The 14,352-nt window shown below is 67.0% G+C and carries 14 protein-coding genes and 1 pseudogene; 1 reads left to right on the top strand and 14 read right to left on the bottom strand.

The window, feature by feature from the left end:
- Positions 1-48: 48 nt before the first annotated feature.
- Positions 49-1,014 (bottom strand): threo-3-hydroxy-L-aspartate ammonia-lyase, encoded by a 966-nt coding sequence (locus tag ACIP1U_RS25725; RefSeq protein ID WP_400321129.1) that lies wholly within the window; start codon positions 1,012-1,014, stop codon positions 49-51.
- Positions 1,015-1,217: 203 nt separating this feature from the next.
- Entirely contained in the window at positions 1,218-2,849 is a 1,632-nt protein-coding gene (locus ACIP1U_RS25720) for a methyl-accepting chemotaxis protein (RefSeq protein WP_400321127.1), read from the bottom strand.
- A 376-nt stretch (positions 2,850-3,225) separates the two neighbouring features.
- Between ACIP1U_RS25720 and ACIP1U_RS25715 the strand changes: the two genes are divergently transcribed.
- A complete protein-coding gene (locus ACIP1U_RS25715; protein WP_400321124.1) occupies positions 3,226-4,938 on the top strand; it encodes a serine hydrolase in 1,713 nt (570 codons plus the stop codon).
- Between the two features lie 37 nt (positions 4,939-4,975).
- Here the strand turns inward: ACIP1U_RS25715 and ACIP1U_RS25710 are convergent.
- The 12 genes and pseudogenes from ACIP1U_RS25710 to ACIP1U_RS25655 form a co-directional block, all read right to left on the bottom strand.
- A pseudogene (locus ACIP1U_RS25710) lies at positions 4,976-5,092 on the bottom strand (hypothetical protein); the annotation flags it as partial.
- 67 nt (positions 5,093-5,159) lie between these two features.
- On the bottom strand, positions 5,160-5,369 hold the full coding sequence (locus ACIP1U_RS25705; protein WP_400321241.1) for a 2-hydroxymuconate tautomerase: 210 nt from the start codon (positions 5,367-5,369) through the stop codon (positions 5,160-5,162).
- Positions 5,370-5,386: 17 nt separating this feature from the next.
- Positions 5,387-6,175 (bottom strand): 2-oxo-3-hexenedioate decarboxylase, encoded by a 789-nt coding sequence (dmpH, locus tag ACIP1U_RS25700; protein ID WP_400321121.1) that lies wholly within the window; start codon positions 6,173-6,175, stop codon positions 5,387-5,389.
- 28 nt (positions 6,176-6,203) lie between these two features.
- Positions 6,204-6,986, bottom strand: coding sequence for a 2-oxopent-4-enoate hydratase (dmpE, locus tag ACIP1U_RS25695; RefSeq protein ID WP_400321119.1), 783 nt, complete (start codon positions 6,984-6,986; stop codon positions 6,204-6,206).
- Between the two features lie 8 nt (positions 6,987-6,994).
- The gene (locus tag ACIP1U_RS25690) at positions 6,995-8,449 is read right to left on the bottom strand and encodes a 2-hydroxymuconic semialdehyde dehydrogenase (RefSeq protein WP_400321117.1); all 1,455 of its coding nucleotides are present in this window, start codon (positions 8,447-8,449) and stop codon (positions 6,995-6,997) included.
- A gap of 220 nt (positions 8,450-8,669) precedes the next feature.
- Entirely contained in the window at positions 8,670-9,605 is a 936-nt protein-coding gene (locus tag ACIP1U_RS25685; RefSeq protein ID WP_400321115.1) for a catechol 2,3-dioxygenase, read from the bottom strand.
- A gap of 33 nt (positions 9,606-9,638) precedes the next feature.
- The gene (locus tag ACIP1U_RS25680) at positions 9,639-9,962 is read right to left on the bottom strand and encodes a 2Fe-2S iron-sulfur cluster binding domain-containing protein (protein ID WP_400321112.1); all 324 of its coding nucleotides are present in this window, start codon (positions 9,960-9,962) and stop codon (positions 9,639-9,641) included.
- Positions 9,963-9,977: 15 nt separating this feature from the next.
- Positions 9,978-11,045 (bottom strand): NADH:ubiquinone reductase (Na(+)-transporting) subunit F, encoded by a 1,068-nt coding sequence (locus tag ACIP1U_RS25675; RefSeq protein WP_400321109.1) that lies wholly within the window; start codon positions 11,043-11,045, stop codon positions 9,978-9,980.
- A 29-nt stretch (positions 11,046-11,074) separates the two neighbouring features.
- Positions 11,075-11,434 (bottom strand): phenol hydroxylase subunit P4, encoded by a 360-nt coding sequence (locus tag ACIP1U_RS25670; protein ID WP_400321106.1) that lies wholly within the window; start codon positions 11,432-11,434, stop codon positions 11,075-11,077.
- 29 nt (positions 11,435-11,463) lie between these two features.
- Entirely contained in the window at positions 11,464-12,975 is a 1,512-nt protein-coding gene (locus ACIP1U_RS25665; protein ID WP_400321104.1) for an aromatic/alkene/methane monooxygenase hydroxylase/oxygenase subunit alpha, read from the bottom strand.
- A gap of 28 nt (positions 12,976-13,003) precedes the next feature.
- Entirely contained in the window at positions 13,004-13,282 is a 279-nt protein-coding gene (locus tag ACIP1U_RS25660; protein WP_133094759.1) for an MmoB/DmpM family protein, read from the bottom strand.
- Positions 13,283-13,315: 33 nt separating this feature from the next.
- On the bottom strand, positions 13,316-14,311 hold the full coding sequence (locus ACIP1U_RS25655; RefSeq protein ID WP_400321102.1) for an aromatic/alkene monooxygenase hydroxylase subunit beta: 996 nt from the start codon (positions 14,309-14,311) through the stop codon (positions 13,316-13,318).
- Positions 14,312-14,352 lie beyond the last annotated feature (41 nt).

The raw sequence follows: 14,352 nt of genomic DNA, 5'->3' as shown, positions 1-14,352 counted from the left end.
TTGCAAGTTAGACGGCCGGGGCCGGTCCAGGATTCCCTGCCGACCGACTCAACCCAGCAGGAAACTGCCAAAGGCGCCCAGGTCGACATTGCCGCCCGAGACGATGATCCCGACGCGCTTGCCCTTCACATCCAGCTTGCCGTGCAGCACCGCGGCGGCGGCCAGGCAGCCGGTGGGCTCGGCCACGATCTTCATGCGGCCGGCGAAGAACTTCATTGTTTCGATCAATTCGGCATCCGACACCGTGACGATGTCCGTCACCAGCTCGCGGATCACGGCAAAGGTGTGGTTGCCCAGGAATGGCGTCTGTGCGCCGTCGGCAATGGTGCGCGGGGTGTCGATGCGGACGATCTCGCCGCTGCGCAGGCTGCGCTGGCCGTCATTGCCGGCCTCAGGCTCGACGCCATACACGGCGCAGCCGGGCGACATCGCCTGCGCGGCAACCGCGCAGCCCGACAGCAGCCCGCCGCCGCCCAGGCACACCACCAGCATGTCCAGCGGGCCGGTTTCCTCGAACAGCTCCTTGGCGGCCGTGCCCTGCCCGGCCATCACGTGCGGATGGTCGTACGGCGGGATCAGCGTCATGCCGCGCTCGGCGGCGATGCGCCGGCCCAGCGCCTCGCGTTCCTCGGTGTAGCGGTCGTACAGCACTACCTCGGCGCCATAGCCGCGCGTGGCCTCGATCTTGATCGCCGGTGCGTCCTGCGGCATCACGATCACCGCCTGTACGCCCAGCAGCCGAGCCGACAGCGCGATCGCCTGCGCATGGTTGCCGGAGGAGAACGCCAGCACCCCGCCGGCCTTCTGCTGCGGCGTGAACTGGGCGATGGCGTTATAGGCGCCGCGGAACTTGAAGGCGCCGATGCGCTGGAAATTCTCGCACTTGAAGAACAGCTGCGCGCCGGTGGCCGCGTCCGCAGTCGCGGAAGTCAGCACCGGCGTGCGGTGAGCCGCAGCACGGATGCGGTCGTGGGCGGCGACGATGTCTTCGAAGGAAATCGGCAGGTCGGGCATGGCGATGGCGGTGGCGATGGCGCTGGAAAGTGACGTGGGACAGGCAAGTCTACCCGTCCCGGTCCCCCAATGCATCCGCCGCCCACGTTTTGCCGCTCTCTCGCATGCGGGAGAGAGCTCAACGCACGTCTTGCACTTGCCGGCTTGCACCCACGAACTGAGGCGTCGTCCCCGGTTAACAACGGTTCCGGGGCACGGCAGCGCTACGCCGTCGCCAGCGCGCCTGCCTGACGGCACGCCGCACTTGCCGCACCCGACACCGCGCGTCCGCCACCCTCGCCCGGCAGCCGGAAGAACGCCACCACCTCGTTCAGTTCGCGCCCCTGCTCTTCCAGCGCGCGCGATGCCGTGGCGGCCTCGTTCACCAGCGACGCGTTCTGCTGCGTCACCTGGTCGATCTGCACGATGGCCTGGTTGACCTGCTCGATCCCGCGGCTCTGCTCGACCGACGCCGTGGCAATGTCTTCCACGATGCCGGTCACGCGCGCCACTGCCTGCGTCACCTCGGCCATGGTCTGGCCGGCTTCGCTGGCGAGCGACGAGCCGTCCCGCACCTGGCGGCCCGAAGCCTCGATCAGTTCCTTGATCTCCTTGGCCGCGCTCGAGGACCGCTGCGCCAGCCCGCGCACCTCGCTGGCCACCACCGCGAAGCCGCGCCCCTGCTCGCCCGCGCGCGCCGCTTCGACCGCGGCGTTGAGCGCCAGGATATTGGTCTGGAATGCAATGCCTTCGATGATGCCGGTGATCTCTGCAATCTTGGCCGAGCTGGCGCTGATGTCCTGCATGGTGCCGACCACGCGTTGCACGGTGGTGCTGCCGCGCTGCGCAACGTCGGCGGCATTGCGCGCCAGCTCGCTGGCGTGGCGCGCGTTGTCGGTGTTCTGGCGCACGGTCTCGGTCAGCTCTTCCATGCTGGCCGCGGTCTGTTCCAGCGACGCCGCCTGCTCTTCGGTGCGGCTGCTCAGGTCGGCATTGCCGGTGGCGATCTCTCTGGTCGACAGCGCGATATTGGCGCTGCTGGCGCGCACCTGCGTGACGGTGGCGGTCAGGCGCTCGTTCATGTCGCGCAGCGCTGCCAGCAGGCGGCCGGTCTCGTCGTTGCGGTCCACCTCGATGCGCGCACCCAGGTCGCCCGCTGCAACGGTGCCGGCCACGTCGACGGCGCGTTCGATCGGCCGCGTGATCGCGCGCGTGATCAGGATCCCGCCCGCCGCCGCAATAGCCGCCGACACCAGCGAGATCAGGATCAGCAGGTTGCGCTGGTGCTCATAGTCGGCCTCCAGCTTGCGTTCCATCTCCTTCTGGCGCGCCTTGGTGAACTCCGCGTACGCGTCGGTCGCCTTGATCAGCGCCGTCAGCAGCGGACGGCATTGCTTGTCGATGCGCGATACCGCTTCCTCGACCTTGCGCTCCACCGCCATGCCGACAATGGCGGTGGCCACCGGCCCGTACTGCGCTTCGACCTTGGCCACGTCCTCGACCAGCTTGCGCGCTTCGTCGCTGACGTCGGGCTGGCGCACCATCTCGTTGAGCCGCGCCAGCCGCGCCTGCACGTCCTGGTGCGCGCGCAGCGCCTCGGCCTTCTCGCGCTCCACGTCGGCCGGATCCGTCACCAGCACCAGGTTGCGTGCCGCGATCGCGCGGCGGTCCACCGCGCTGCGCACCTGCGCCGCCATCTCTGCACGCGCGTTCAGCCCGTTGAGATAGTCGTTGAAGCCCTCGGTGGCGTCGCCCAGCGCATGCAGCGAATAGCCCGAAACCACGAGCACCACGCCCGCCAGTGTGCCGAACCCGGCCAGCAGCCGCGTGCGGATAGACAGACTCTTGAAATCCATGATCACTCCCCCTTACCGTCCGGTCAGACGATGCGCTTGCCTTGTTTTGAAATGGCAAAAGTTGCCACTGCATGCCATTGCCGCATGCAACGCTGCGCACCCGTTCCTGCTGGTCGGCTCGGCATCCGCGCAGCGCGCGCCGGGTGCATTGCCCGTGCGTCATCGCGCGTTTCCGTGCTCTATGTTGCCGTGGCTAACGGCAGCGGGACGGCGAACTGATCCCTACGAGAGTGGGGACGCCAGGCAAAGTGCCTCGCTTCTGTCCAGCATGTGAGTCTGGGGCCACAATTTGCGCTTGCCCGCAGCCCTGGGGGACGTCCACGCCGCATGGCGGTGGCAAACTGCGAGGGCAAACGAATCCCTTCGGAGACCACAGATGCTGGAAGGCTTTGACGCGCTGGTGCAGGCCGCGATGGACGACTGGAAGATCCCGGGCCTCGCGCTCGCGATCCTGCACGACGGCGAACCGATGCTGGTCAAGGGCTACGGTGTACGCGACATGGCCGAGCCGGCACCGGTGACGGCGTCCACGCAGTTCCTGCTATGTTCGCTGACCAAGTCCCTGACCGCTGCCGGACTTGGCCTGTTGGTCGACGCACGCGAACTTGACTGGTCAACGCCAGTGCGCGACGTGGTACCGGGCTTCCGCCTGCAAGATCCGGTCGCAACGGCAAGCCTCACGGTGCGCGACCTGCTCAGCCACCAGAGCGGCCTGCCGCGCCACGACTGGATCCACTCGCCTGGGGACCTCGACATCAGGCAGATGCTCGACCGCCTGCCGCATCTCGCGCCCAGCCGCGGCTTCCGTGAAGTGTGGCAGTACCAGAACCTTGGCTACGTCATTGCCGGCCATGTGGCAGAGCGCATCACCGGGCAGCGCTGGGAGGACTTTACCGCTGAACGCCTGCTGCGCCCGCTGGGGTTCTCGCGCTTCAGCTTTTCGACGCAAGCGCTGGCCGCAGAGCCCGACCATGCCCACCCGCACGTAATGGATCGCGGCGAATGCCTGCGTGCCGCCTGGGCGCCTATCCGGGCGACCGCGGCGGGCGGGCTCAACGCGTCGGTCGAAGACTTTGCCAGGTGGATGCGCTGCCTGCTCGACGAAGGCAAGGCCGATGGCCAGCCGCTGCTGTCGCCGCCGATCGTGCGCGACATGACGGCGCCGCGCGTGCATGTCTGCCGTGCGGAATACGATGAGGTCGGTGATATCCATTACGGGCTCGGCCTGACGGTGGAACACTACCGCGGCGAACGCACCGTCTCGCACTCCGGCAGCTGGCTCGGATGGGCAGGACTGATGACGCTGCTGCCGGCGCGGCGCATCGGCATCGCGGTGCTGACCAACCGCGCGCCGAGCGCAGTGACCGCGCTGCTGACCTATGCCGCGCTCGATCGCCTGTGCGGCCATGCGCCGATCGACTGGTTCGGCCGGCTGCGAACCAGGCGGCAGGAGATGCTGGCGCAGATGCGCACCGACAAGGCAGCGCAATTGGCCCAGCGGCGCCCCGATACAACGCCCAGCCACGCGCTGCACGAATACGCCGGCATCTATGCACATCCTGCCTACGGCGAGATCATCATCGAAAGCGACGGCGCCGGGCTTGCCTGGCAATGGCGCGGCATGACCGGCAAGCTCACGCATCGGCACTACGATGTCTTCACCACGGCGGAGAAGCTCACCGAGATTCATCCCGACAATCTCGCGCTGACGTTCCTCTATGACCGAGATGGCCACATCGACCGCATCGCCGCGCCGTTCGAGCCGCTGGTCGAAGACATTGTGTTCCGGCGCACCGCCGGCGGCGCCGCGGCTGTCGCTGCCGACGCCGGCACACACGCCCGCTGGATCGGCGAATACCGCCATGCCGGCACACGCATCGACATCGGCGCCGATGCCGCGGGCGGGCTGGTGCTCGACATGACCGGCCAGCCGACCCGGCGCCTGCTCGCGCTCCATGACACCGTATTCCAGGTCGAGGGGCTGCCGCAGTTCCGCGTGGCGTGCCGCGTGTCAGAAGACGGCGAGGCCGCTACGCTGGTGTTCCATCAGCCTAACGGCACCTTCGTCGCAACACGGGTGGTGCAGTAGCCGGCCACAGCGCCATGGCCGCATGCTGTCGCTGCCACTACGCTCCGGACCGGCGCCGGTGGCGGCCTCCCTGACTCTCCCGCCGCGCCAGCAGATCCAGCGCCACGTCGACAATCATGTCCTCCTGCCCGCCCACCATGCAGCGCTTGCTCAGCCGGGCGTTTGCTTTCATATCCATATTGCGGTCCTCTCCATGATTTCCGTTGTCCTGGTCGCAGCGCTCAGCGCCCCAGCGCCTTGGCGGTGGCGCCGCCGATGCCGAATTGCGTCTTCGGCACCTCGGTGATCATCACGCGTACGGTGTCCACCGGCGCGCCCACCGCTTCCACCGCGGCATCGGTCAGCGCGCGGATGAGGCGCGCCTTCTGTTCTTCGGTACGGCCTTCGATCAGGAAGACCTGCATGATCGGCATGGTGTGTCTCCTTCCAATGCGTTCGCGGCGTGGGTTCAGGTGAAGCGCATCGAGACCGTGCCGAGATGCTGGTAGCGCACGGTGATGCTGTCGCCGGCAGCGACCGCGATGGCCTCGGTCACGCCGCCGGTCATGATGAAGGTTCCCGCGGGCAGTTCGCGGCCGCGCGCACCCAGCATGTTGGCCAGCATGGCAACGCTGTTGGCGGGATGGCCCAGCACCGCTGCGCCGGCGGCAGTGGCCACCACCTCGCCGTTCTTCTCCAGCACTACGCCGAGGGTTTTCAGGTCGAGACCGTCTGCGCCGCGGTGGCTGCCGCCCACCACGAAGCGCGCCGACGAGGTGTTGTCGGCAATCACGCTCTTGAGGTCGAAGCGGAAGTTCTCGTAGCGCGAGTCGATTACCTCCACCGCCGGCACCACGAAGTCGGTCGCGGCCAGCACGTCGCCGATATGGCAGCCGGGGCCCTTCAGCGGGGCCTTGAGCACGAAAGCGATCTCGGCCTCGACCTTGGGGTGGATCAGCGATGAGGTATCGATGGCGGCGCCGTCCATGCAGGCGCCGTAGTCGGTAAGGAAGCCGTAGACCGGTTCGCTCACGCCCATCTGGCGCATCTTGGCGAACGAGGTGAGGCCCATCTTGAGCCCGGCGATGCGGGTGCCGCGTGCCTCCTTGCGCGCGCGAATCGCGTCCTGGATGGCGTAGGCGTCGTCCCAGTCCATCTCCGGATGCGCGTCGGTGATCTTCGGCACGGCTTCCCGGTGCAGCTCGGCATTTTCCAGGTGCTCGGCCAGCCGGGCGATGGCGTCTTGGGTGAGGTTCATGTTATGTCCTGCTGAAGGTTGAAAGGGGTCAGACGAAGCGCACGCCGGCCGAGCCGATGCCGCCCAGGCTGATGCGCAGCTGGTCGCCGGCGGCCACCGGCACCATTGCGGCCAGCGAGCCCGACAGGATCACCTCGCCGCGCTTCAGGCCGAGCCCCAGCCGGCCGAGCGTGTTGGCCAGCCATGCCACCGCATTGGCGGGATGGCCGAGCGCGGCCGCGCCGGCGCCGGTGGCGACGATCTCGCCGTTCTTCTCCAGCGTCATGCCGACCGTGCCGAGGTCGAGCCGGCGCGGATCGACCGCGGCATCGCCCAGCACGAACACGCCCGAGGAGGCGTTGTCGGCGACGCTGTCCTGGATGCGGATCTTCCAGTCGCGGATGCGCGAGTCGACGATCTCGAAGCACGGCAGCACGTACGCGGTGGCGCGCAGCACATCGGCATTGGTCACGCCGGGGCCTTCCAGGTCGTCCTTGAGCACGAAGGCAATTTCGCCTTCCGCCTTGGGCGCGATCAGGGATTCGGCGGCAATGGCAGCGCCGTCGGCATACACCATGCCCGACAGCAAATGGCCGAAGTCAGGCTGGCGCACGTCCAGCATGTCCATCACCACGCGGCTGGTTACGCCGATCTTCTTGCCGACCACGCGCTCGCCGGCGTCGAGCCGGTGCTGCACCATGGCTAGCTGGATACGGTAGGCATCGTCCAGGGTCAGGTCGGGCCAGGACTCGGTCAGCGGTGCCAGCGGGCGGCGGCTCGCCAGCGCCTGGTGCAGGCTGGCGCCGATTTCGCGGATTCGTTCGCTTTGCATGTGGGGGCTCACAGTTTGACGCAGACGTTGCGCAGCTCGGTGTAGAACTCGAGCGAATGGACGCCGCCTTCGCGGCCGATGCCGGATTGCTTCGCGCCGCCGAAGGCGGTGCGCAGGTCGCGCAGGAACCACGCGTTGATCCAGCAGATGCCGACTTCCAGCGCGCTGCCCATGCGGTGCGCGGTGCCGAGGTCACCGGTCCACACGGTGGCGGCGAGGCCGTAGGGCGTGGCATTGGCCAGCGCGATGACTTCTTCCTCGGTGTCGAACGGCGCGATATGGCAGCACGGCCCGAAGATTTCCTCGCGGATCACCGCGGCGCTTTCGGGCAGGCCGGTCCAGATGGTCGGCTGCACCCATGCGCCTTCGGCGAGCTTGCCCGGCATCTGCGGCACGCCGCCGCCGGCGACCACCGTGGCGCCTTCCTCGGCGGCCTTGCGGTAGTAGGACAGCACCTTGTCGCGGTGCTCGTGCGAGACCAGCGGGCCCAGGTTGACGCCGGGTTCGGTGGGTGCGCCCAGCTTCAGCCCTTCGGCCTTTTCCTTGAGTGCGGCAACGAAGCGCTCGAAGATGGGGCGCTGCACATAGACGCGTTCGGTGCCCAGGCAAACCTGGCCGCTGTTCTCGAACGCCGAGCGGGTGATGCCGGCGACGGCCTTGTCGAAATCGGCATCGGCGAAGACGATGCCTGCGTTCTTGCCACCCAATTCAAACGACACCGGACGCACGCCGTTGGCGGCGGATTTCATGATGGCCTCGCCGGTGCGCGTTTCGCCGGTGAAGGTAATGCCGTTGACTTGCGGATGCGCCGTCAGGAAGGCGCCGGCGGAATCCGGGCCGAAGCCGTGGACGACGTTGTAGACACCCGGCGGCACGCCGGCCTCGTTCATGACTTCGCCCAGCAGGGTGGCGGTGGCGGGCGTTTCCTCGGACGGCTTGACCACCACAGTGTTGCCGCAGGCCAGCGCGGGGCCGACCTTCCACGTCATCAGCAGCAACGGCAGGTTCCACGGGCAGACCACGCCGATCACGCCGCGCGGGCTGCGCACCGCATAGTTGATGGCCTTGCCGCCATCCGGCGTATCCATGGCGAAGCTTTCGCTCGGCACGTTGCGGATCAGGTCGGCGAAGACCTTGAAGTTGGCCGCGCCACGGGGGATGTCGATATGGCTGGCGAGCGCATAGGGCTTGCCGGTATCGGCGATCTCGGCCTGCACGAATTCCTCGAAGCGGCGGTTGATGCCGTCGGCGACGGCGTGCAGCAGTTCGACGCGCCGCGCGACGGTCATGCGGCCCCAGGGGCCGTGCAGCGCATTGCGCGCGGCCTGCACGGCGGCGTCGACTTCGGCCTGGCCGGCTTCGTGGACGTGGCCGATCAGGGTGTTGTCGGCCGGGTTGCGATTGGGGAACGTGCGGGAGGTGCCGACCCACTCGCCGTTGATGAAGTTCTTGAAGTCTTTCATGTTGGTTCTCTGGTGTTGGGTGCTGGAACGGGCTTCCGCCAGCGAGTGCGGCGGGGCTGGCCGCTATTCCTGGCATTCGCTCCCCTCTCCCGCGCGCGGGAGAGGGGTGGGGGAGAGGGCCGATGCATCAACGAAGTGAAGCGTGCCGGTATGCTTGCGCCGCCCTCTCCCCCGGCCCCTCTCCCGCAGGCGGGAGAGGGGAGCAAACCAGTGGTGCCGCTCAGGTCAGCACATTCAAAAACGCCTCATTCAGCTTGCGGTCGTGATAGAAGATCGCCTTGCCCAGCTCGTTGTCCGTCCAAGTGATCGTCGGCTTGTCCGGGTAGTGGATATACCCACCGGAAAACACCTCGTTCCGGTTCCCCGACGGATCGAAGAAGTAGATCGTCGCCCCGCGCGTAATCCCATGCCGCGTCGGACCGATATCCAGCGACACGTCCTTCTTGGAAATGATGTCCGCCGCCTTCAGCACCTCGCTCCAGCTGTCAAGAAGGAACGACGCATGGTGGAAGCGGTTCTTCTCCGGATGCCGGATAAAGGCCACGTCATGCGCCTTGTTCGAGCACGTCAGGAAGGCACCGATCAGTACCTCGCCATCCGGCCCGGCCACCACCTGCTCCGCCAGCGAGAACCCCAGCACTTCGCGAAACAGTTTCACGGTGCCGTCGACATCGTCGCCATACAGCAGGCAGTGGTCGAAGCGGCTGGGCGCCATGCCGCGCAGGTCGTCCGGCCAGGGATCGGGGTTGAGGTCGCCGGTATTGCAGCCGAGCTTGTCCTTGTCCGCGAACAGCTCCATCGCATGACCAGTGGGAATCGTGAAGCGGAAGCGCACGCCGGTATGCGGATGCTCTCCCGCGGCGATCCACTGGCAATCGGTGGCCAGCCCCGATTGCTCGACCTCCCGCGCCAGCCGCTCCAGCGTGCGGCCGCTGTCGACCCGAAAGCCCATGTAGTCCATGCCCGGGCTGTCGGCCTCGCGCAGCACCACGCTGTGGTGGTCGTGCTCGTCCCACGCCTTCAGGAACACGCGGCCCTGCTGGTCGCGGGCGGTTTCGATCAGGCCGAGGACCTCGGTGTAGTGCTTTACCGCCGGTTCCAGCTCCAGCACGCGCAGGGCCACGTGCCCCGGGCGCAATACGCCAGTCAATGCCATGTCAGTCTCCTTGTGTGTGTGTTCACTGCTTGGTCATGCGTGATCGCGTTTGCCGGCATGCCGCTCCAGGCAGCGCTGCAGAAGCGCCACCGGGCGCAGCCGGATATCGCTGTCGGGATAGGTCTTGCAGGCCAGCACCAGTCCGTCGCGCTGCTCCGACTCGGACAGGCAGGTGCGGCTCATCTTGCCGACGTGGTACTGCCCGGCCTCAATGCGCACCTTGCACACGCCGCAACCGCCACCGCGGCAGCCGGCGGGAATGCCACGCTGGCCCAGTACTTCCATTGCCCGCAACAAGTTCTGCTCCGGCGCGCACGCGTAGCGCTGGCCGCTGCCGGTGATTTCCACGGTATGCATGCATGGCCTCCCCTCTCAGATCTTGAACAGCGGGCTGCGCGCGCTGTTCTGCGCATCGCCCGCGGACAGGAACTTCTCCGTGTGGATATCCGTCTCGAACAGGCGACCCTGCATCAGCGTGCGGATGCAGGCCTCGATCATCGGCGGCGGGCCGCACAGGTAAGCCTTGTGGCCGCGGAAATCGGCGTTGCCGTCCACTGCATAGAGCTGGTGCAGCACGTCATGCACGTAGCCACGCGCGCCGTCCCAGCCGCTGTCGGCGGGCTCGTCCGACAGCGCCGGCACATAGCGGAAGTTGGCATGCGCCTTCGCCAGCGCGTGGAACTCGTCGTCGTAGTACAGCTCGCCGCGGTTGCGCGCGCCCTGCACCAGCGTGATCGGCAGCGTTTCGCCGGCGGCGAGCAGGTCCAGGATCATGGAGCGCGGGCTGGACAGGCCTGAGCCACCGGCCAGGAACAGCATCGGCGCCTGCGCCGACTTGCGTACGAAGAAGCGCCCGTACGGAGCCGAGAAGCGCAGTTCGCTGCCTGCCGCCAGTTGCTCGTGCAGCCATGTGGTGGCCGGGCCGCCGGGCACGCGCCGCACATGCAGTTCGACCAGTTCGTCGCCGGGCTTGCTGGCGAGCGAAAACGCGCGCGGCTGGTCGCAGCCCGGCACCTGCAGGTTCAGGTACTGGCCGGCCTGGAATGCGGCGCGCTGGCCGTCCTTCGGCTTGAGCCAGATGCCAAGGATGGTCGGCGTCAGCGCGCGCGTGGCGACCACCTCGGCACGGTAGTCGGCCAGCGGCAGGCCTTCGGCATCGGCGTCTTCCTCGATATCGGCCTCGATCACCAGATCTGACTGCGCGGTGGCGCAGCAGGCCAGGCACTGTCCGTTGTCACGCTCGAAGTCCATCAGCGCGAAGCCGGAGGCCTCCCCCTGGTCGACCTCGCCGTCGACCACCTGCACCTTGCAGGTGGCGCACAGGCCGTGGCAGCAGGCATGCGGCAGCCACACGCCGTGGCGCAGGCAGGCGTCCAGCACGGTCTGCCCCGGCGCGATGGGGATGGTCTGGCCGATGGGTTCAATGGTCAGCGAATACATCTTGGTCTCCTTGCTTGGCGCGTACCGCCTCAGCTGCCGCTGCCAGCGATGCCGTCCAGCCCCGGCGTGCGGAAGCGGATCACGTCCTTATGGCCCAGGCCATTCTCTTCCAGCGTGCGGTCCAGGTCGGGCTGCCACGGCTGGCCGCCGCGCAGCCACTGCACCGCACTCCAGTCGATACGGGCGAAGTCCGGGTGATAGCCGTAGACGCCGGGCAGCACGTCCTGCACCACCGCGCGCAGCGGCATCGACGGCGCGAACGGGAAGCAGTGCGGCGCGCAGAACAGCAGATGGCCGTCCCAGCCGATGTAGAGCAGGCGGTTGCCGTGGAACGCGTCTTCGCGGTCGGCCGGCGCGAAGGTGTAGTCGCCGATGGATACGACGGGCATGGTTGTCTCCTTGTCTGTTATGCGTCCGCTCAGGCGGCCGGCGCGATGCCCTTCCAGGCGTTCCAGTTGCGCTGGTCCTGCGAGCCCTCGAAGTCGAGGTTGTCGGCGCCCTGGTTGATGCGATACCACTGCAGCACGTCAGGCAGCGTGGCGCCGCCGCAGTTGCCCTGGTAGATCTGGTGCACCGGCAGCCAGGCCTGCGTGTATTTCTCGGGCTCGTCGTCGAAGATGTCCTTGCAGCCGTCGGAGCAGAAGTGGAACTTCATGCCGTGGTAGCTGCTCTCGCGGTAGCAGGTCTGGGTGGGATCGTCCGCTTCCGAGAACACCATCGGAATCTGGCAGGTCTGGCACAGCATCGGCAGCGTGGCGTTATAGAAGCGCTCGCCGGCCTGCTGCCGTTCTTGCCAGTGGTCCAGGCGCGGCTTGTAGTAGCGCTCGAAGGTCTGCGGGTATTTCTCGGCCAGCCACGCCATTTCGTCTTGCTTCGGCACCCAGGTGTGGAAGCCGGCGGCGGCCGCGTAGTTGTAGAAGGTGCCCCACGCCTCGTGCGTGATGCGGTCCTTGGTCTTGGTGGCAACCTCGTGGTACTTGGGCATGCGCAGCCCGTAGCGCTCCAGGTCCTTGAACAGCGCGCCGCCGGCCTGCTCGAAGTACATCTCCCACGCCTCGGCCCACGACATCACGCGCTTGGGCAGCATGTAGTCCATCATCATCCCGACCAGCGTCAGCAGGCGGAAGCCGCGCCAGAACCACTTGTCGAGCCACTTCTGCAGGATCGGGATGTTGCCGGGATCCTGCTCGCACAGGAACTTGACCACCTCCAGCCCCAGCGTCATGTGGCGCGACTCGTCTGACTGCGCCGAGAAGCCGAAGGTCACGGTGGCCATGTCGCCGTTGTACGCCGCGCCCGACATGAACGGCATGAACAGCAGGTTGGTCAGCACGTATTCGAACGAGAACGAGATCGCGGTGATGAACTCGAACGGCCCCGCGCTCATCGCGTCCTCAAAGTAGGACTTGGGCACTGACAGGTACCAGATTCGGTCGTGCATGTGGCGCCATTCGCCGAAGCCGTGGAAGTACTTGTTGTAGACCGACAGCGTATGCAGCTGGGTCTGCGCATGGCGCAGCTCGTCGATCGACTGCATCTGCGCCGCCACGCGCGCGCCGGCGCCGCGGAAATGCCGGCCCAGGTGGGCATAGCCGCGGTGCGCGGCGTATTCCAGCGGCGTCACGCCGGTCAGGAACAGCCGCAGCGCGTTCAGGTAGCGCGGGTCGGACACGTTGAGGTGGCCATTGTTCTGCACGAACGAGTCGATGATCGCGTACAGCTTGCGCTCCTTCTCCGACTGATATTTCCAGTACGCGTCCATGGTCATGCGGAACGGGTCTTCCCACCTGTCCCAGTCGTGGATGCGGATGCCTTCGTACTTGTCGAAGGGAAAGACCTTGTCCATCGGCTCGTAGGTCGTTTCCCAGGCGAGGTCGCGCGTCATCGAGGCGTACTTCTCGCGCAGGTTGAGCTTCTTGCGTGCGTCCATGATGTCTCCGTGTTGTCTTTTGCGCGGGTCAGGCGTTCCAGCGCAGCGTGAAGGCGTCTTCGTCTTCGTCGATGTTTCCGCACAGCGAGATCAGGTTGAGGTGGATCTCCTGCAGGTCCCAGTCGCGGCCGAGCTTGCCTGCGACCAGTTCGCGCACGATGGTCAGGTGGCCGGGGGCGTCGATCTTGACCATGGCCGGGAACTGCGAGACCACGGCGTGCGGGTTGGCCTCGGTGATGGCGTCGATGATGGGTCGGGTGTCGTCGTTGTTCTGCAGGGCGATGTAGACGTTGGCGGCGGTCGTCATGTGTTGTCTCCGTGTGTCCTTGTGTGCGTGGGCTCAGGCGGCGAGGCCGAGCTTGTTCAGGCGGATTACGAACTGCTCGCGGCACAGCGCGACCATCTGCGCGCCGTCGGCGCCGGTCAGCGCATCGGCGACCGGCACCAGCGCTTCGGCCACCTGCGCGGCGGCGGCGTGCGCCCAGCCGGATAGCAGCTCACGGTTGGCGTCGGACTCCGTGGCGGCAGCCTGGATCACGGCATCGACCCAGCGCGCATGCTCGTCGCGCCAGTCGTTCATGAACTCGGTCAGCACGGCGAGGCCCGTGCCGCAGGCGCGCACGATGACTGCATCGGCGTGCTGGTAGACCAGCGGGTAGAGCAGGCCGTCGAGCACCAGGTTCTGCGCAACGAAGGTCTCGAACCAGTCCTCGGTGACGAAGCTGTGCTCGACATAGCGGCGCAGCGGTTGCCACGCGGCGCTTTCCAGCCACGCCACCTTGGCACGCTCCAGCGCCACGCCGGTATTGCCGTCGAGCAGCATGCCGATGCGCGACAGGTACTGCGCGATGCCGAGGCGATCCATCGCGCAGTAGGTGCAGGCCTGCGTGATCGCCGTGCCCCAGCCGTAGTCGGCGCAATAGAAGTTGTTCATGTTCGCGCCCCACTCCACGTGGCGCAGCGGCAGCAGGCCCGTGGCCAGGCGTTCCTGCCATTCGGCCGGCAGGGCCTGCAGCAGGCCCCGTTTCTCGACGAAGGCAAAGTTCTTCTCGGCGGCATCTTGCTGGCGGCCGCGTGTGGTCACGTAGGCGCCGTAGTAGTACTGGCGCGGATCCTTCAGCGCGTACCAGTCCTGCATCACGATGGCAGTGCGGCGCTTGTCGTACAGCTCGAAGCCGGGGTCCCAGGTGGGGCGGTAGTGGAAGTTGACTTCCGACTGCACGTCGTAGGTCGCCTCCTGGTAGCGCGACGCCGGCTTGTCGCCGAAGCGGCGCGCCACATGGCCGTAGGTCTGGCGCAGCGGCTGGATCTGCTGGGTCTTGATGTCGACTTGCATCGCTTGGTCTCCTGTGTCCCTCTCTTGTGGTGCGGTGGGTG

It is taken from the genome of Cupriavidus sp. NPDC089707, assembly GCF_044748965.1.
Taxonomy (GTDB): Bacteria; Pseudomonadota; Gammaproteobacteria; order Burkholderiales; family Burkholderiaceae; genus Cupriavidus.
This window is presented reverse-complemented; position numbering and strand designations above follow the sequence as displayed.